Genomic DNA, 20,661 nt, shown 5'->3' with positions numbered 1-20,661 from the left:
ATCAATTACGATAATTGCAGACGCAATTCGTTAACGCGTTCAAAGAATTCTTCAAAAGAATCAGCAAATAATTGCATGTCATCCAATGAAGTCTCCTTTAATACCGCGGACAGCACCAAGTTATTTTCCATAATATTGAGTGCAGGTTGCCCTGGATAAAAATTACGTGGTACATATTCTAAAATGCTTTTTAATAATGAAGCGTGGGATGCATCGAGCCGGCTGTAATTACATTCCATTAAGCTGCACCAAATAATTAAATCATCCGATGACAAATCAATATTAATCGCAGGTACATCACTCATTTCGAGTTGAATATTGGAATGGCAATCAAGCTGCGGATTCACTAAATCACTGCGCCCCATGGCATTTAAAAATTCATTCAATTTTTCGACAAAACGGTATTTCATTTACGTATTCCTTATATCGTTTTAATAACGTTGACCTTCACCATTTCGGAAACCTCATTAAATGAGAGCACCTCAAGTTCAGGGAAACGGCCTTCTAAGATTTTTTTCACAAACCGGCGGATATCCACAGGTACCAGTACATTGACATCTCTAACAGATAAGTAACTGTTTTCTAATGCCAATTCAGCAGCCTGAATAAGCTCATTGCTTTTTTCAGGTTCTAAATGCAAATAAACGCCACCAGATGATTGACGGATACCTTGGCGAATGGTGTCTTCCAGTTCGGCATTCACCATTAAGACATTCAAACGCCCTTCCACCGAGAAACGGGATGAGATATAACGCGCCATTGAGCTGCGAATGTGCTCTACCAGCATCATGCTGTCTTTCTCTTTGGGCACCCATTGCACTAAGGTTTCAATAATTAGCTTCATATTGCGCACCGAAATTTTTTCCATTAATAAACGTTGAAAAACTTCCGTGACTTTTTGTACGGTGGCGTGGCGATAGCATTCTTTCAGTAATTCGGGGTACTTTCTTTCAAGATCATCCAGTAAATTTTTAGTTTCTTGGATCCCGAAGAATTCATTGATGTGGCGTAAAAGCAGCGTACTGACGCAATCAATCATTTCCGTTACGTCATCGCGCACTAATAGACCGAGTTGCTCGACGTTTTCGCTGTATTGGTTGTCAAACCAGGTGCTGACTGAACCATATTCATCGGTATATTTGATGAGTTCCATACCAAGGTATTCCAGCTCATCATTCGCTGTTAGTAAGCGTTGACCATGAAAATAGACATCGTATTCACCCGCTTTTACTTCGTTTATTAGCACCACAATTTTGTTTTCTGGCACGATAGGCGAATAGTTAATGGCAATATCTGGAATGCGATATCCATAACGAATAAACACATCTTTTTTCATGCGAGATAGAAAATTATTATCTTCTAGATGCTGCTTATATTGCTGATTAACCGAGATAATGACGGGTAAAGTTTCAGGAATATACTCATCGTCGAAATCATCATTCGCGCGCTGAGTTTCCCCTTCAGTGGCTTCGGTTTGCAGATTTTCCTCACCCAATTGCTGCTCTTTTCGCTGTGCTTTACGCTTTTTAAAATAGCGAGTGGCAAATAACCCCATCAGCAATGCCGCAAGGAATAAGAAAATGGCGGTTGGAAATCCGGGTAAAAACCCCATGAATAGCACGATAAATGCGGTGATCAGGATGGTGAAATCATTGTCAAAAAGTTCAGAAACAATGTTTTCACCCAAGTTTTTATCATTGCCACCCACGCGGGTCACAATAAAGCCCGCACTGATAGAGATAAGCAGCGCTGGAATTTGTGCGACCAACCCATCACCGATGGTTAATAACGTGAAGGTATTTAATGCCGTGGAGAGATCCATGCCTTGCTGAGCCGTACCCACGGATATTCCGCCGATTAAGTTGACGAAAATAATCACGATACCGGCAATGGCATCCCCTTTGATGAACTTCATCGCACCGTCAAAAGAACCGAATAATTGGCTCTCTTTTTCCAGTTCGCCACGTTTAATTTTCACGGTCGCTTCATCGATAACCCCAGCGCGTAAATCCGCATCGATGCTCATCTGTTTTCCGGGCATCGCATCCAAGGAGAAGCGAGCTGCCACTTCAGCAATACGTTCTGAACCTTTAGTGATAACAATAAATTGCACGATCGTCACGATGGCGAATACCACCATTCCTACCACTAAGTTGTCCTGAATAACGAACTCACCGAAGGTATCGATAATGTCGCCAGCATCTGCTTCAAGCAGAATAAGTCGGCTGGTACTAATAGAGAGCGCCAATCTAAACAGTGTGCTAATCAGCAAAATAGACGGGAAGGATTGGAAGTTAAGAACGCGCGTAATATAAAACGAGCTCATAAAGATCAGCACCGAAATCATAATGTTCAGTGCAATCAATAAATCGACCAAGACGGTAGGTAACGGAATAATCAGCATCGCAATAACCATCACCATGATGACTAGCACCATCAGCTCAGGGCGATTACGGATCTGCAATAAAAATCCGGTTAAGTTTTTCATGAAATCGTGTATTTCCTGTCAAATTAGGATTGTCGACGTAAGCGCTGCTCTTGCGCCAAGAGTTGATCCATCTGTATTTTTAATTGGTCGAGTAATTCATCACGCGCTTCCAATGAGTAAAAAATGGCAACGGGAATAATTGAAAACGCAATAATTAGAAGCTGAACAAAGCGGGCGCGTAGATCCGTGGTCATGGCACTTAATTGTTCCTGAATAAAATTCACAAGCTTGTCATTGAAACTTTCTTGGCTACGGATCCCACTGGTAAATAGTTGGCTTAGCACCTTCTCCAATTGGTTCTGCGGCAAGAGGTTTTGTGACAACTGTTTTTGTGACAAGCTCGCTTGCTGGCGAAATAGACCCGATTGGAGAAATTGCTGACTAAATGTGCGGTCTAGTGACTGCAATTCACGCAGACGACCAATTCGTGTGAAGAAGCTGCCAAACTCACTAATATTCAGGTCTCCAAGCGGCAGTGCTTGTAAGTCACACGCTAAGGCTCTTGCGAGATAACGCATCATGTTTTCGCGTTGAGCCAGCTCCATTTCTTCTACCCACTGTTCGTATAAATAGACCACTGGACCGTCATAACCGATAAATTCGCGGTATAAGGTGCGTAAGTTCCCAGCACTTTCACGCAGAGTTTGGGCAAACGCTTTGGCAATTAGCGCGATGTTTGCCCCTGCCTGCGCCGTACGGTTGGTATCTTCCGTTAGCAGTAACCGCTCTAACTCTTGTAAATGATCAATCTGCTCCTGCTTGAGTTTTTTACGGTTGATAAGCGCGGCAAGCACCATCAGTAAATCGCTAGGATCAGAGAAAAACTGCAATAAAAAGGCGCGTAGCTGCTGAGGTGTCATCAACTGACGATTGAGTATTCCTTCAATCTTCAGCACTTTTTCGTCCGCATTGTTTTCTAAGATGCGCTCAGCAAAGCGCATCCACTCCTCTTCTTGCCCTTTTTTCGAACCGCCTCGACGAACATGGCTCGCGGCCAACATCGCCATCGAAGCGTATTCGCTGGAACTGTCAATCACCCCCGCACCACGCGCAGCTTCATCTGAGTCATCACTGCTTTTCGTGGCTGTACGACTCTTATCTTGTGCGTTCAGTAGCGTGCGATTGCTATAGCTCAGCGGGGTTATTGCCATGAATCCCTCATGTATTGCTGGAGAAACTGTACAGTTCCATGCAGTTGGCTATCTTTTTGTGTAATACGGGCTTTCTCGGAAAATTGTCTCCCATCCCACACTTCGTTTTCATCCAATAAACGCGGCTGGATTAAAAAGATGCGCACCATTTTTTGTTGATTGGTCGAACTATGGCGGAATAAGCCACCCACCCAAGGAATATCACCAAGAAGAGGAATTTTGCTTTCATTTTCAATATATTGGTCGCGGGTATAACCACCGATTAATAAACTGCTATCTTTGGCGATACGTGCCACGGTATTAATGCTGGTACGGTTAACCGTCGGAAGCCCTTCAACGCTGGACGTTTTACCGCTGCTATCACGGTTCTCTGCACCGTCTTCGATATTGACTTCCATTTCAACACTTTGGCCGGCTGAAATGCGCGGCATGACGCTGATCATCGTGCCGTAAGTGACAGATTCGAGAGTTGCGGTACGTTCACCTTGTAGCTTGGCGTAGAAACTGGTGTTGTTATCAAACAGCGCAGGAACGTTTTCTTGGGTCAGTAGCACCGGACGCGAGACAATTTGGCTATTACCATTTTTGCTTAGCGCATCAATTTGTACTAAAAACTTGCTGCTATCGGGTAAAGTGCTTCGATTGAAAGAAACAGAGCCACCGCCTACGTTAAAAGAACCGACTTCCCAATTGACCCCTAAGTTATCTAACTCAGAACGCGTGATATCGATGATCCACAAAGAAAGCTCCACTTGGCGGCGGCGGTTATCTAATGTTTTAACCAAATCGCGGACGTAACGGATCTGCTCAGGGCTACCTTTCACAATCAGGCTGTTGCTGTCAGGATGGGCAACCAGAGAAAAGCTACTATTTGATGCGCCACCACGTTTGACGGTGACTTGGCGATTTTCAGGACGAGCGCCACCAATGGGTGCATCCATCAAGGCATCAATTTCATCCCCATCGGTATTGAGCTTTGCAGGTAAAATTTCGAGGGTTTCTTCGACGCTACTGCCCCCATTTTTAAACAGGGAACTGATCACCGATAACATGCCGGGAACCGTGATCGATTGACCACGTAATGAGTAACTTCGATCGCTTACAGAGGCATGCTTCAGCGGGAGTACCGCAACATTACCACTGGTTTTTTCTTCTTGTTTGCGTTGCTCGCCAAGATACAACGCGGTACCTTTAATCAACTCAACATAGAGCGGCGGTCCCGACACAAATAACATCGTGTCGCCACCTTGGGAACGAACAGGAAAACGCGCATCATAGATGCCATTACGTTGAATATAGCTGAGAACTTGCTGGCTACTGACTTTATGAGTTGGAATAATCAGACTACGCATTTCACTATTATCATAGACATAAATGCCTGCACCATCGTCATACCAGACTAACGCGATACGACGCGTTAAGGCTTTAAACATTTCATCGGCATTCGCGAGGTTAAAATTTCCCGTCACTTTTTTCTGGGATGCCAATTTACTTAAAATAATCGGCTTGTTAATTTGTTCCGCTACAGCATCAAACACTTTGCCTACCGCGATATTATTCGCGACAAACGTGTCTGCACTTCTTTCTTGTGTTACCGGCTCTGCAATCATCATTTCTGATTGCGCGGTATTGATATTTACACTCAGTAAAAACAGCGAGATAAAAACCGCCATTAATTTTTTACTGTTCATATAACGTTGCTCCAAGGTGCCTTATTTCTGATGGGGTTAATCCCAATTCTTTTTTCAAATCATTCGTGAAGTGAGAGGCGGAGCAGTAACCTGCTTCTAACCCAACATCTAAAATAGAACTTTCACTTTCAATTAATTGCAAAATGGCCGCCCCCATACGTACGCCCATAATTTTGCGTTTAGCGGTTTTATTAAAGTTTTCTCGGTAGAGTTGTCTAAAATAAGAAGCGGAAATGCCGTAACGGGCACACAGTTGATTAATATTGGCGTTTTTGTCTTGCTGAGCGGCTGAAATTAAAAAGCGCATCATTCCATACGCTTCATAGCGTCTTAATACATCACACCAATCATCAAATAACGGCTGCTTTTTAATGATCAAATCAATTACGATATTTTTAATTAAAACAGGTGCTGATATTTCATCGTCAAATAGAATGAATTCACCTAGTTGGTTTTCATCACTCTCTCTGGTGGCTTTTTTTGCAAGAAAGGATTGCCCCATTGCAGTATCAATAATAGCCAGCGTTTCAACGAGTTCAGATAATTCCATTGTATAGATATCCCATAAGGCTTTATCTTCAATCGTTAATTCATCCAAACCGCAAACAAAGATAGCGGGTTCTTGTACTTTAATATTTAAATTTGTATACCGAGATTTATAACAAAGCGTCGCTTTCGCTTTTACTGTGGTTACAGTTTCTATTGAGGTTATAGTTTCTTTTGGTATTGACAAGACCAATACGTCTTGTAAAGAAAAGCAACTATTTCTACTCGCCAATAATTTAGCAATATCTTCATTCGACATTATAAATAGACCTTATCCATTGATTTTTACTTGATATAGGTTCATTGATTAAATATAAAAAAACAAATGAATACTCTGGAATAGTTTGGAATTAACTATAAAAATAAAGGGTGTGAATGAATAAGATAAATTCAGCTGACTATATTATGTTCTTATATTTAAATGCTGAGCATTGAAGTCAATATGATTCGCTATTTTTTATTAATTGAGATTATCTTATGATAGAAACAAAATACCACACCTGCATAATGAAAATCATTAGTGGTTCGATGAATAGTCAAGAGCTAATGATTAACATCGATAAAAATCTTATTATCGTTGGGCAATATACTAAATACAAAACTGAAATAGATGAAAACGGTTTCACAACCTATTATATTCCTAGCGAACATACCCAGTGCGAGTTTTCTATTGTTTCTCATGACGAACATAGTAATAATTTTGCAATTAATCTTAAACAAGATGGAAAAAGTCGTCACCTCACTGTCACACTACAAGAAATCTTGCTCATTTACACCTTTCCAATCGTAATTAAGCTATTGAATACTGAATGGAATTACCCCGAAAAAGACCAAAAACCATTGTCATCTAAATCACTATCGCTTACAGAAAATAGATCCACTGCCATAAAACAGAAACCAAAGTTTAATAAGAAATGGCTTTTTGTTTTATTATTAACATTTGTCGTTATTTTTATATTATTCGTTGAATTCCAAATTAATCCAAAAAATAACGCTGCAAAACAGATTAAAAATATAGATAATATATTAAAAGGAAGCTATTACCCTATTATCTATACGCAGAATAAAAATGGCGAAATACTTATTCTCGTCAAATCGCAAAGAGATGAAGACTGGAGCCGTCAAGTTTTACTAAAATCAAATTATCAAGAAAAATATACCATCAAAAAAATAAACCTTCTTGAAAAAGAAATTGAAGATAAGTTAATAGATACTGTACCCAATTTATTAAAGGTTGACATTAGCAACCCTTGTCAACCCGTCATTCGAGTCGTGAAAAACCCACTACCGAATAATGATGATAAAAATATTAATCGCATTTTATCTAGTTACTTCAGTTGTTATAACCAAAGCCAACTTGTACAGATTCCTCTTGATGAACTCATCAAGAGAGCAGAGTTAGGATTGACTGAAAGTAATGTGAAATGGCAAAGAATAACCAAAGGTAACTACATTATCTTTGTTATAAGAGATAGTTTAAATGATAAACAGACTCTCTCTTTAATTAGCTTCACCAATTCATTTAGTCAAAAGTGGGGAACCAAGCAAATTCAATTTTCCGTCTCCCTTGCCAATAATGAACTGGCTGGAAAATCGTTTATCACCAATTCTAATGGTATTACGTTGTTAGGTAATAATCATTGGTTATTTAACTCAAATCAACCTAATTAATGAGGTAATAAATATGGCAACTCCAGGCATTAGTAATGCAAATGGTAATTGGGATGCATCTGCATTAGAACAAGCATCTACCATAGCAACAGATAATAAATGGGGCATGATGTATCGCAGCTCCGCAGGTATTAGCGAAAGAACAAAAACTATCGCTGATGAATTAAAGTCTATGATCGACAACCCAAATCTGGAAGTCGATAACCCGCTGACTCTGGGTAAAATCACAGCATTAAGCGGTAACTATAATATGGCACGTCAATTACAAAGCAACATAATGAAGTCCTTTAAAGATGCGGCGCAAGCCATTATTCGTAACGTGTAAGCCCGCAACGTTTAATTTACATCAGAGCATCACTGATCCTGATGCTCTATTTTTATAGGAGATACTTATGTTACCTATTAATCCTGTTTCAGTATTATCAAATATCGCTGAAATGGCACCTGTTACTCCAGCGGCTATCCCATTGGAAGATAAAGTGAAACAGTTATTTGCTGAGTACACGACCTCTGTGAGCCAAGAAAAAGCGGATCTTCTGGAGAAAATGAATACCGTTGACCCAAGCGACCCCGCTAAATTATTGGAATTACAAAACCAAGTCGGTAATTACAGCCTCGTCTTGAATATGGTCAGCACACTCACACATAAAAGTGTTTCTGCCATCGATACGGTATTAAAAGCACAATAGACCATGAATATATTAAAGAAATTCCTATTAATCGGGTTTATTAGCTTACTGCTCGGCTGTGATAACCAGCTATTACTGAGCAATTTAAGCCAGCGCCAAAGCAACGAAGTGCTTGCGATTTTGCAAGAGCACGGGGTTGATGCTAAGCGTAAACAGGATTCTAAAAATGGAGACTCGATTCGCGTAGCACCTGACGATTTTGTTATTGCGGTGGATCTTTTACGTCAATACAACCTGCCATCCAAAAATCCAGTGGAAATTATTGATGCCTTTCCTGGAGATTCGTTGGTTGCCTCACCGCAAGCTGAACGAACACGATTATTATCTTTGATTGAACAACGGCTTGAGCAATCTCTACTAACCATTCCTAATGTGGTCAATGCGAGAGTCCATGTGAGCTACCCTATCTCAGGTAATGGTCCCGTAAAACAGGCGCAAAAAGTTTCCAGTCTCGTGACTTACTCAGGTAATGAAGACCCAAAAGTGATGATGAATAAGATTAAGTTATTCCTCAATAATAGCTTTGCCGAAACCACCTATGACAATGTTTCTGTTGTGATAGTCAACCGCCCTCCGCTGCTGTATCAAACCCAAAATGGTCCAACCCCAGCATTTAATCCAGTGATTGCCTCTGCTTTAATCACTGCATTAATCGGTATGCTAATTGCATTTGGATTGTATCTATACCATCGCAACAATAAACAAAGCGATGAAAATGAAGAAGAGGTGGAGAAATCAAATCATGCCCCAATTGAGTAAGCTGCTGATTGACCAAAAAAATATTTTCTTAGCACCGGGGGATTATTTTCACTCGGAGTTCGTTGATGAGCATTATCATCAGCTACCCGTTCCGCTACAACAGCTGCAAAACTTGCAGCTTATTGAGCAATATCAATTAGATTTACCCGATGAAAAAACGTTGATATTACCCGAGATACTTGCCGAAAATTGGTCATTATTACCTTCTGTGGCGTGGGGTTTGGGGGTTATTCAGTACCCAGGCCCTCTGCCTTGGTGGGGAGAGCTATCTCAATATAGACAATTGCATCAGAAATTTAGCCACCCTTCATGGCAAGACATAACACAGACCATCGATACGCCTCAGCATTTACTTGCATTAGGCGCTGAGCAGCTTTTGATGTGTTTAAACACCTTTAGTCACGGCTATGCTACCCGCGCAAAATATATGTTTAGCCACCGCACACAGCAGATGATCCCTCACACGGCTTCCACTCTGCTACCTTGGAATATTATTGAAGAAACTTGCCGCTATGTCAGAGAACACACAACCTAATATCCAGCAGACTTTAATTGAAAATGTGCTGATTAAGTATCCGGTTTTAGACACCAATAGATATGCCCAGTCGGTTGTTAAACAGGCACATCAAAAAGCCAAAGCACATATTCAACAAGCTCAACAGTCTGAGAAAAATATTCATACTATTGCCTATCAACAAGGCTACCAAGATGGATTAACACAGCTTTTGAATGATTTTATTGGTGCCCTCAATGACAGTGAAGCCCAATACCAAAATCAGGTGAGCCAAACAGAAAGCCAATTAACTCAATTACTCATCGGTTTGTTTACTGACGCGCGTCTACAAGAAATTGTGGTAGAACACTTTGCTCAATTACAATCCGAAGCTCGCCAGGTTCAATTACACATACCGGCATCCTTGCAAACCAAGATAAGCACTAGAGCTAACGGCACCAAAATATGTACTAGCCCCGATAATTCAATCACGTTAGAAGTGAATAACGAAATTACACAATTCTCGCCGAAACTGGCGGCAGAAAAAATATTACCGCATATTTTTCCGATTTCGACCCGTTGTTTAATTTTGCAACAACACAAACAAGCTTATGCACTATTAATTCAACAAAAACGGCTAATCCAACAAGAACGTGCACTCCAACAAGAAGAAACAAGGAGGGGAAAATATGAAAATTGACTCTAATTTGCTGAATACTTTGTCAGCTTCGCGTACTCATGGCAATACGCCATCGAGTCTATCCGACCTACACACTAAAATGAGTACCCTTTGGAATTCCCATATCAACATGAAAGAGATACAGAACTATCAGGAAAAAAATATCCCCCACATTTCTGAGGATAAAAACACTAAAATACAAAGTTTTATTAGTGAATTTAAACACCAAGATAGTGATAAAACACGATTCGCATTGGTGTTTAAAACCATGGTGAATTTGAACCGTAATGATAAAGAATCATTCATTACTCAAATCGTTCAAACATTAAAGTCTTCATCTGAATCTGACCCTGCTTTATATAAATATTTCACTAAAGCTATTCAACGTTATATGTCGATAAGTTTAATGAATACTCCATTTACTGAACAATTGAATAAAAACATGACTAGCTTCAATCTTGATGGCGATGAAGATGAAGATTCATCAATCATATAACCATAATGATTAGATAACCTTGTACTATTAGATTAGTTCATTACTTAACGCCTCACCGACGAATATTTATAAGCTTAGAGTACATTTTTTATAACCTAAGCTTTTTAACTCCCTCCTTTTTAAAAAACATAAAAAAAATAAATTTGAAATTGATATATACACTCACAGATAGTAGTTTAAATTTACATCACCAAAACACATTGTTCGAATTTAAAAAAACGCCTTAATTTTTCATTAACTCATTACCCTACTGTTTTTTTATATTCAACATAATTTTACTGATGATTACGATGTCGATAATTAATTTTATATTGAACTATATCTGTGGGAAATATTATGAATAACATGGAATACAATAGAATAGAGCCAATGATGCTTTTATGTGGTCAAGTCGTTTATGACCCTCTGAAGAGAACGCTATCTCGCGGAAAAAGAACCGTGAATTTATCTGAAAATGAATCCTGCCTCTTAAAACTGTTGTTATTAAAAACGAATAGCAAGCGAGAGGTGATGCATGAAATTTGGGAAAAGCGCGGAACTATCGTGACTGAAAGCAGTTACTACAAGTTAGTCAGACAATTACGACAATCATTTAAGAAAGTTGAGTTAGATGAAAATCTTATCATGACACTGCCCAGAATTGGTATCTTGTATACTGGCGAAAAATCAGAAATGCCAATTTTATCAAGAGTTAATGAGCGAAAAAACATGTATGCGTATGTTCGCTGTTTTTTTCAGAAAGTATTTAATCGCTCATATCAATAAATTATTCATATAAAAGAAGAAAAATCATGCCAAGAATTTCTATATCAAAATTTATTTTACATTCAATTTTTATTTTAGCGTGTTGTTTATTTCTATTTGCTTGTAATAACCCAATAAATCAAAATCGAAATACATTTAATATTCAAGGTGATGTTTACAGCCAATCTATCGATATTCCTAGTGATGCGCTAATTACCGTTTCGGTCACCCCAATAAACGGAAACAGTTACTCTGAAAAAAGTCATTATGATTATACTATGACAACCAGAAAATCAGCGAGAACGGTTAATTTTTCCATTAATTTACCGGAACCGTTATTAACCCAAGGTCACTATTTTGGATTAAGCGTGAGAGTTGAAAAAAAGGGTGAATTACTGATGATGAGTAATCAAATTACTCCATTAAATCAATCTAAATCTGAAAGATTTTCTTTAAAAGTAAATTCTATTTGATTTATTAGGTTAGAGAATATCAGTAACCACAGCACTTAAATACTTTAATGCCTAATGAAAAATTGCTAAATGCATAAATCGACACAACAAAGAATTAGTCATCACTAGAATTCATTGGAATTACTTTTCTTTGAAGAAAAATTCCAAATTATTCAAAAAATAGATCTTAAAAAAGTAAATATACTTCATTCAAATATAAATCGAATGATGTTGAGTATTGGCAGCTTATTTTAATGACTGTGAAAATCTTAAGGACTGTTATAAATCAGGGATTTTTAAAATACTCATCAACGATATTTAATTAACCCTATATTCTCGGAGTTCCTTAATGAATCGCAAGTCTAAGGATTTTATTCCTTATCATGTTACATTTATTGCGTGGATAAATATTGCAACGCAGATTAGTTTTCCTTTAGTATCAGTTTTTGCACCTGTCGCAGCCAATGCATTTACAGAGCAAAACCATCAACAACGCACGTTTTTATTACCCAAAAAAAATACGCTTACTTTAAGAGAAACTCAGCCATATACACTACAAGTGGGAGAAACAACTCAGAGTATTGCCAAAAAATATAATATAAGTTTGGAGCAATTACGTAAGCTTAATCAATTTAGAACATTTTCTCAAAGTTTCGAGACCCTAAAAGCCGGCGATGAGCTAGATATTCCTATGTCGCCGTTACCAACTTTAGAATGGGAAAACGAAAAACCTGTTTATATTCCACCAGAAGCATCGAGTGAAGAAGAAATTAAACTGCCGCAGTTTGTTTCCAAAGCGGGCCAATTTTTTACAAAGCAGCCTAATCATCACAAAACCAAAGCATTTACCCAAGAGATAATCACAACCACAGCAAGCAGCTATCTACAAGATTGGTTTAATCATTTTGGTAGCTCACAAATAAAGCTGGTTGCGGATAAGAAATTTTCATTAAAAAATTCGCAAATTGATTTGCTGCTGCCAATTTATGAAAACGAAGAAAGTTTATTCTTTACTCAAGGTAGTTTTCATCGTCAAGAACAGCGCATTGAAACCAACCTCGGCTTTGGGGCACGTTGGTATGGTGAAAATCAAATGGTTGGCGGAAATACCTTCTTTGACTACGATATTTCACGTGGTCATTCTCGTTTAGGATTAGGTGTTGAATATCGTCGTGACTTCTTAAAATTGTCAGGTAACAGCTACCATCGTCTTAGCAGCTGGCGCAATGCCCGAGAATTAACCGATCATTCAGCTAGACCATCTAATGGATGGGATCTCCGCGCAGAGGGTTGGTTACCTACCTATCCACATATTGGTGGAAAGCTCACTTACGAACAATATTATGGTGATGATGTTGCGCTATTCGGCACCAAAAATTTACAACGTGATCCGTATTCCATCAATATCGGTCTTAACTATACTCCGGTTCCATTAATCACATTCAATGCGGAACATCGCCAAGGAAAAGCCAGCAAGAAAGATTCGCGAATTGGTTTACAACTCAACTACCAATTTGGCAAAAGCTTGAAGCAACATTTGGATCCGGAATCCGTCAATGCATTTCGTTCATTGATGGGCAATCGCTATGATTTCGTCAGTCGTAACAACCATATCGTTCTGGATTATAAAAAAAATGACGTCATCCACCTAAACATAACGGACTCTATCACGGGCTACGCAGGGGAAAAGATCCCTTTACATTTCACAGTGACCAGCAAATATGGGTTAAGTCACATAAAATGGGATGCTCAAGCACTGGTTGCCGCAGGCGGACACATACTCAATGAAAATGGTCAATACAGCCTTGTGTTGCCTTCTTATAAAAATATCAAAAATGCGAACAATTACGCCATTACTGCCATTGCCATCGACAAGAAAGGAAATACCTCTTCCAAAGCTATTGTCCGAGTTTCTGTTACTCAACCAGCTATTCACACCCTAAAAAGTGTCGTTTCATCCAGCAGAATTGATTTAATCGCTAACGGTAAAAGCAGCCAAAAATTGTCGTTATCCATTAAAGATAAAGCTGGAAATGTCATTGATCTCGCAGCTAAAGAAATTACGCTTGAGCGAGCAACAACTCGAAAAGTGAAGAGAGCGATGCCAGCTAAAGGGCTAAAAGCAGCTCCACCAGCCAAGTACACCGCCATAAGCCCATTTACCCGCTTAGCAGCTGGACAATATGAAGCGACGTTAACCGCAGGCACTAAGCCTGAAAGCTTTATACTGGTTCCCAAAGCCCGTAATGCTGTCTTCCCTGAAATTAAAGTGACCGTTGTTGCAGATACGGCAACAATTCAAGCTACAAAGCCCACGCCCAATACGCAAACGCCCCAGTTAGCTAACGGAAATTCACCTATTGAAGTTAAAACACAGCTTAAAGATGCGAATGGTAACCCTATCATTAATAGTGTGGTGACTTGGAGCTCCAACAAAGATCCGCAAAAAGTGATATTCACCCCTGTGAGCAGCACAACGGATAACAACGGCTATGCCACCACTCTAATCGCCAGCACACTAGCTGGTGAAGTCACGATCACGGCAACACCAACAAATGGCTCTCCACAAGACGTCACGCTAACATTTATACCGGATGCCACCACTTCAGTGCTGAAACCGCAAAATATTAACATTACTCAAAATGGTTCGATTGCTGACGGGAAAAAACCCAATCTGGTATCTATCACCATTACCGACCAATTTGGCAACCCATTACCAAATGTCGATGTACAATTCGCAACGGATAAAGGAACTCTCGCCAATACTCTCGTAAAAATGGATGCTAATGGAGTTGCACAAACCGCAATAACCAGTACGCAAGCGGGTGAAGCGAATGTGACGATTACTGTGGATGGCAAAGACATCCAACATAAAGTTCAATTTGTGGGAGATAAATCAACACCACAAATCGCAAAGCCAACCGTCAGCCAGATAACGCAAATCGCCGATGGTAAAAAACCGATTGAAATCACCACGAAATTAGTCGATGCCCATAATAACCCGCTGCCAAATACGGTCGTGACCTGGAGTTCAAATAAAAACGCCAATGATGTTCAGTTTACGCAACAAACCACCACAACCGATGCTAATGGTCTAGCAACCACCACGATTACCAGTACCGTGACCGGGGACATCATCATTACCGCCACAGCACCGAATGCTACACCACAAGAAGTAAAAGTGGATTTCTTACCTGATACCACAACAGCTGCGGTGCAATCGAATGATATTCATGTATCCCAGACAAGCACTGTCGCGAACAGCAACTCGGCAAATACCATTTCTATTACTGTGACGGATGCAAAAGGCAACCCAGTTCCAAATGTTGAGGTCGCATTCGCTACAGATAAAGGAACATTAGCTGATAGCAAAGTGACCACTAACAGCCAAGGAGTCGCACAAACCGCTATTTCCAGCGATAAAGCTGGAGATGCTACCGTGACGATTACCGTAGATGGCAAAGATGTTAAACAGACTATCTCATTTGTTGGAGATAAAAACACTCCACAGGTTGTGAAACCGACAACCAATACCGTTCCTCAAATTGCCAATGGTAATAAGCCATTTGAAGTCAAAACACAGATTGTAGATGCCAATAATAACCCGCTGCCAAATACCGTGGTTAATTGGACATCAAATAAGAACGGCAATGAGGTTAGCTTCTCTGAAATCAGCAGTATCACTGATGCCAATGGTTTTGCTACGACTCAAGTCACCAGTACCGTTTCAGGTGATGTCCTGATCACGGCGGCAACACCTAACGCAACATCACAAGACATTAGCCTTACGTTTTTACCGGATTCAACCACTGCAACAATTAAACCTACAGATATCATTGTTGGCTCAATGACATCCGTTGCGAATGGTGTAACAGGCAATCCAATTGCGATCACCGTGACGGATGCTAATGGCAACGTCGTTCCAAATGTTGAAGTTCAATTTGCAACCAATAACGGTTCTCTGGCTGACCAAAAGGTGATGACAGATAACCAAGGTGTGGCAAAAACCACCATCACCAGCAAGCAAGCAGGAGATGCAAAAATTACGGTGACTGTCGGTGGAAAATCGTTTGATAAAACCGTTGTATTTACGGCAAATATACAGACGGCGAAAGTCAGTTCAGTCATACCAGAAGTTAAAAATCAGTATCTCGCTGATGGCAAAATGACCGTCACTTATACAGCAAAAATTGTGGATGCGAATAACAACCCTATTTCTAATGTTGATACCGACTGGCTATCTAACTTAAGTGCATCAGAAGTGAAATTTAGCCAAGCAAAAACCAAAACCAATGCCCAAGGGGAAACGACCACTACCATTACCAGCACAAAAGCTGAAATGGTGATCGTGACAGCATCAACAAATGGCGATGGGAAAATGGCCAAAGAAATTCATTTTGTTGCCGATAAAGCCCAAGCTCAAATCACATCGTTAAACGTCAAGAAATCAACTATTGTGGCTAATGGCGTGGATAAAACCGATGTTTATGTCTTCGTGGAAGATAACTACGGCAACCCTGTTGAAGGTGTAGATGTTCAATTACAGACGAACAATGGTGCCCAACTCACCGTAATCACACCGTTCTCTAAAACAGATAGCCATGGATTGGTTCTCGCCACGCTGTCTACCTCCCAAGCTGCCAACAATATTATGGTTGCAGCAGTATTAGCGAACGGTAACCAACAACCGATTTCGAGCACCGTAAAAGCGGTCGCTGATAATACGACCGCGACAGTGACGATTGCATCATCAGCTAACCAAGTGCAAATTCGACCACAAGCCCAAAAAGTATTACTGACAGCAACCGTCGTCGATAACCTGAACAACCCATTAGTTGAAACACCAGTAACTTGGCTCAGTGATAACAACACGCTAAGTGTAAATACAACCCGTACTGATAATCGAGGGCAAGTGACCGTTGAACTATCGGGCTATATCGCAGGAGAAACGACGGTCACTGCACAACTGCTTAACCGCCGTGAAGCACAGGAAAAAATTCAATTTATTGCAGGCGATGCAAACTCACTAAATAGTTTCTTTGAAATTAAACCACAAACTATTGTGGCGAATAACCGTGAACAAGCAACAGCAACGTTGACCTTACGTGACCAATGGAATAACCCAGTTACAGGGCAAAGAATTGATTGGGATAGTAACAACAATGCCATTACATTCACGGACTCAAAAGAGCTTGCTAACACAGGTGAATACCAAGTTAAAGTAAGTGGTAATCTTGCAGATACCATTGATATTACTGCTAAAAATGGTGCTGTTTCTAAACAAAAAAGCCTCGGTTTAATCGCGGACAGCGCCACTGCGCTCATCAAGGATATGAACATCACCAGTCAGGCTACGGTTCCTGCTGATGGCATCAGCCGCATTACCGTACAAGCAACCATTACAGATGCCACCAATAATCTGGCACCTGCGGGTATTGCGATTGGTTGGCGTAGTGATGTTGGTGAGCTATCACAACCCGTTAGCCATACAGATAATAACGGTATTGCCCAAATTACTTTAACTAGCACACAAGCTGGAAAAGGCAGCGTAACCGCCATTTTAGGTCAAAATACTAAGCAAACCGTTCAAAATATCGAGTTCTTAGCGGGGAACGTTTCTAGCAGCGCCTCCACTGTTGCTCTGAGCACGCCATCATTAACAGCAGCAACAGGTGAAACTGAAATTACCGTTACGCTGAAAGATGATATTGATAACCGACTGGGTAACTTGGCGAATAAAATCACGCTAGATTACTCAACTGATTTGGGCTTAGCAAACTCACCGACTTTCACAGAGGTAACACCTGTAGGAACCTATCGTGCGAAGTTACACAGTACCAAAGCAGGTAATACAGACATTACCGTCCTGGTTGATGGTGTGACTCTGAACCAGAAAGCCCCTCTGACTGTGATTGCTGACGCACAAAGCGCACAGGTACGTGGTGATATCAAGGTTTCAAAAACAACTGAAACCGTCGGTAATCAAGTCACTATCAGCGCCCAGTTTGAAGATGCTAACGGCAATCAGCTCGGCGCAGGTATTCCCGTATTCTGGACGGCTAACGATGGCAGCCAGCTTTCGGATAACCAGACAACCACCGATGCTAATGGACGCAGCGAAGTTACCGTTCAACGTAGTGATGTGGGTTATGCAAATATTACCGTTAACTTAACATCGCAAAATACTAAAACCGCCCCAACTATCTCCTTTACACAAGGTACGATTGATACCAGTAAAACAGTATTCAATATAACCCCTACCACAATTGTGGCGGGTCAACCTGCGACGGTTGAACTGATATTAAAGGATCAGTTTGGTAATTTATTAACCAATCAAATATCTGCTATTCAAATCAGTAGTAATAACAATGAGGTAAGAATTGCTCCAGTAACGATGCCATCGGCAGGGGTGTATCACGCCGTTGTGAGCAGTGATAAAACAGGCGCTGCCATATTATCAGCCAATCTCAACGGCAGTGCATTATCGCAAACCTTAACGTTGAATGTGACTAGTGACAAAGCCACCAGCGTAATCACTAGCTTAGATACCAGCACCAATAACATTCAGGCGGGTAATGCCCAAGGCGTAGTTTATACCGCCAAAATTGTGGATAAGTTCAATAACCCAGTGCCGCAGGTGAATGTTTCATGGCACTTACAGGGTAAAGCAGAACCTTTCCCACACTCATCAATAACGGATATTAACGGTAACACTAAAATTTCGGTCACCAGCCATACCGTAGGTGCATTAGTGATGACAGCAGCACTTTCCGCAAGCGAAGATAAAAAAGCCAGTGTGGTTAACGTCCTTGCCGGTACTGTAAACATCACTAACTCTACCTTTACGACCACTAAAACTGATATTGGTCCAGATGGGCTTGAAAGCACCTTGTTCACGGTTAAATTGCAAGATGATTTTGGCAACGCCTTACTGAATGAAACGGTTGATATTACAAGTAATGTCCCTGCTCAGGATTTTACTATCAGTCCAGTCACCAATCACCAAGATGGCAGCTACAGTGCAACAGCCACTGCGACGAAGCAAGGCACCGCTAAAGTCACGGCAAAAGTGGGCAATCAAACCATTGCTAACCCGATTGAAATCAAAGTCGATGCCATTAACCCAACACTACGTTTTGACAACATGCAACAGCGTCTGACTTACTCTTCCGCCGTAAATAATGGTCAGGTTGTTAAAGGGTTGCCAAACGGTGCTCAACCTGTTTGGTCCAGTGATAACACCAGTATTGCTACCGTTGACCAGCAAGGGAAAGTTAAACTGAAAAAAGCGGGACGCACCAAAATTTGGGCGCGTATCGATGGAAATGGTATATATAAATCCGCAGCGGCTAGCTATGAGGTGGATGTTGAAAAAGCCAAACCAAACTTGACATTAACCAGTGCAGACACTATTTCCACAATTTGGTCAGATAACCAAGCTCACAATATTCAAACCTCATTCGGTAATACGGATGTCACTACCATTCCTCTCGAATATGTCAGCCAAAATACCAATATCGCTCAAATAGATTCTGTTTCTGGTGCAATTACTCAGGTCAAGCCTGGAGTAGCAAAACTGACCGTGCGTTCCAAAGAGACAGATCAGTTTGTTTCTGAAAGCCAAGATATTACCTATAACCTCGCAAAAGCACGTTTTAATGTGAATTTTAACCAGAAAGAACAAGAAATCACGGATCAGCGTAATCTTTTTAACCTACAACAAACCAGTGTAGCTATCCCACCTAAAGCAGATATTGAATGGAATTCAGGAGCCAATAATGTCGTTAATATTGCCAAAAATGGCTCGATTCAAAGCCTAGGCAAAGGCGAAGCCAATTTAACCATGACAGTAAAAGCCAATGATTACTTTGAGCAAAGTAGCGGTGATTATAAGGTCAAGGTGTACACGAAGCCTGCAATTACTATAAATTCAATCTCTTATGGCAATAATGGCAATCAAGAAACTAATTCGGCTTATTGGTCCCCTGTTTATACCGACGATAACCTAACAGTTAACTGGTCTGTCGCAGGAACAAGTGATTTTGATATGCCTTCCGATGTCAAAATCGTTATAACAAAACCAGATGGTGGGACAGATAGCGCCACATCATCAGTGACTAGCGGTCCGCGTTCAAATACCTATGAGCCAAAGCAAAGCTACTTGAAAACGAACCAAAAAGTTAAAGTTGAAATTATTGCAATAGGTAAGTCCCAACATAAAATTGAAAACCGAATCCAAGCTGTTGATGTTCCTATTGTTATAACTGAACCCAAAGATATCGGAAACTTATCTATTAGCTATAGGACTTTCGCTTACATTGTTGGAGACGACGTAGTCGATAACGCTAATCGTTGTAACCCAATTACTAGCATTTCTTGGTTCAACAACCATCGTAAAGCGATTATATTTCCTAAAGTACAGATTGGGTTATCAGGAAAACAGCTATTAGAGAATATTCAGGTGAGCCATCAGATATTGAAGTCTGAATATAGCGGGAACGAATCATTTGGCTCAAATAGAATAACGTATCCAACGCTGACAAAACCCACTAATGGTCTAGATACATACGAGTACAGTTACTCACAGATTAGCAATCAGCCAATAAAAGATGAATGTTATATGAATCATAATGGTAGCGGAAAGCTCACCACAATATTAGAATTTGCAGGTCTACAGTCTGAACTCAAAACCCCATTCTATTGGAGTGGTTATTAACTTATTCCACAGGGTGCTTTGCACCCTGTTTTTTTATTACCCTCCCGCTTTACCTCGTTCAACAAATTACAATCACTAAGTAAATA

Annotated in this window: 15 protein-coding genes; 10 read left to right on the top strand and 5 right to left on the bottom strand. The window is 40.4% G+C overall.

Going from position 1 to position 20,661, the window contains the following annotated elements:
- Positions 1-5: 5 nt before the first annotated feature.
- From GKR61_RS08400 to GKR61_RS08380, 5 genes are read right to left on the bottom strand one after another with little or no spacing between them, the layout of a single operon-like run.
- Entirely contained in the window at positions 6-410 is a 405-nt protein-coding gene (locus tag GKR61_RS08400) for a type III secretion system protein (protein ID WP_036949943.1), read from the bottom strand.
- An 11-nt stretch (positions 411-421) separates the two neighbouring features.
- Entirely contained in the window at positions 422-2,488 is a 2,067-nt protein-coding gene (locus tag GKR61_RS08395; protein WP_036949941.1) for an EscV/YscV/HrcV family type III secretion system export apparatus protein, read from the bottom strand.
- Between the two features lie 23 nt (positions 2,489-2,511).
- Positions 2,512-3,639 carry a type III secretion system gatekeeper subunit SctW gene (gene sctW, locus GKR61_RS08390; RefSeq protein ID WP_154599847.1) on the bottom strand — a complete coding sequence of 376 codons (1,128 nt, stop codon included), beginning with the start codon at positions 3,637-3,639 and terminating at the stop codon, positions 2,512-2,514.
- The gene (gene sctC / locus GKR61_RS08385; RefSeq protein ID WP_154639726.1) at positions 3,630-5,330 is read right to left on the bottom strand and encodes a type III secretion system outer membrane ring subunit SctC; all 1,701 of its coding nucleotides are present in this window, start codon (positions 5,328-5,330) and stop codon (positions 3,630-3,632) included. Before sctC ends, sctW begins: the two co-directional genes overlap by 10 nt.
- Complete coding sequence (locus GKR61_RS08380; RefSeq protein ID WP_036949931.1) at positions 5,320-6,135, bottom strand: AraC family transcriptional regulator; 816 nt, start codon at positions 6,133-6,135, stop codon at positions 5,320-5,322. Before GKR61_RS08380 ends, sctC begins: the two co-directional genes overlap by 11 nt.
- Before the next feature lie 218 nt (positions 6,136-6,353).
- On the opposite strand from GKR61_RS08380, the gene GKR61_RS08375 reads away from it, so the two are divergent.
- From GKR61_RS08375 to GKR61_RS08330, 10 genes are all read left to right on the top strand, one after another.
- Entirely contained in the window at positions 6,354-7,547 is a 1,194-nt protein-coding gene (locus GKR61_RS08375) for a PrgH/EprH family type III secretion apparatus protein (RefSeq protein ID WP_154639725.1), read from the top strand.
- 13 nt (positions 7,548-7,560) lie between these two features.
- Positions 7,561-7,872 carry an EscF/YscF/HrpA family type III secretion system needle major subunit gene (locus GKR61_RS08370; protein ID WP_036949926.1) on the top strand — a complete coding sequence of 104 codons (312 nt, stop codon included), beginning with the start codon at positions 7,561-7,563 and terminating at the stop codon, positions 7,870-7,872.
- A 67-nt stretch (positions 7,873-7,939) separates the two neighbouring features.
- Positions 7,940-8,236 carry a type III secretion system inner rod subunit SctI gene (gene sctI, locus GKR61_RS08365; RefSeq protein ID WP_154599845.1) on the top strand — a complete coding sequence of 99 codons (297 nt, stop codon included), beginning with the start codon at positions 7,940-7,942 and terminating at the stop codon, positions 8,234-8,236.
- 3 nt (positions 8,237-8,239) lie between these two features.
- On the top strand, positions 8,240-8,995 hold the full coding sequence (gene sctJ, locus GKR61_RS08360; protein ID WP_108478662.1) for a type III secretion system inner membrane ring lipoprotein SctJ: 756 nt from the start codon (positions 8,240-8,242) through the stop codon (positions 8,993-8,995).
- Complete coding sequence (locus GKR61_RS08355; protein ID WP_036949918.1) at positions 8,979-9,530, top strand: hypothetical protein; 552 nt, start codon at positions 8,979-8,981, stop codon at positions 9,528-9,530. The genes sctJ and GKR61_RS08355 overlap by 17 nt, the downstream gene beginning before the upstream one ends.
- Positions 9,508-10,188: a hypothetical protein gene (locus GKR61_RS08350; protein WP_154599843.1), complete on the top strand. Its 681-nt coding sequence runs from the start codon at positions 9,508-9,510 to the stop codon at positions 10,186-10,188. The genes GKR61_RS08355 and GKR61_RS08350 overlap by 23 nt, the downstream gene beginning before the upstream one ends.
- A complete protein-coding gene (locus GKR61_RS08345; RefSeq protein WP_230082483.1) occupies positions 10,178-10,663 on the top strand; it encodes a hypothetical protein in 486 nt (161 codons plus the stop codon). Before GKR61_RS08350 ends, GKR61_RS08345 begins: the two co-directional genes overlap by 11 nt.
- Positions 10,664-10,999: 336 nt before the next feature.
- Positions 11,000-11,428, top strand: coding sequence for a winged helix-turn-helix domain-containing protein (locus GKR61_RS08340; protein WP_154639724.1), 429 nt, complete (start codon positions 11,000-11,002; stop codon positions 11,426-11,428).
- 26 nt (positions 11,429-11,454) lie between these two features.
- Positions 11,455-11,880 carry a YbaY family lipoprotein gene (locus GKR61_RS08335; RefSeq protein WP_154599841.1) on the top strand — a complete coding sequence of 142 codons (426 nt, stop codon included), beginning with the start codon at positions 11,455-11,457 and terminating at the stop codon, positions 11,878-11,880.
- A gap of 328 nt (positions 11,881-12,208) precedes the next feature.
- Positions 12,209-20,575, top strand: coding sequence for an Ig-like domain-containing protein (locus GKR61_RS08330; RefSeq protein ID WP_154639723.1), 8,367 nt, complete (start codon positions 12,209-12,211; stop codon positions 20,573-20,575).
- Positions 20,576-20,661: the final 86 nt, after the last annotated feature.

It is taken from the genome of Providencia sp. wls1916, assembly GCF_009706585.1.
In the GTDB taxonomy this organism is placed as follows: Bacteria; Pseudomonadota; Gammaproteobacteria; order Enterobacterales; family Enterobacteriaceae; genus Providencia; species Providencia lanzhouensis.
The sequence above is the reverse complement of the archived record's forward strand: the minus strand, read 5'-3'. Positions and strand labels throughout refer to the sequence as shown.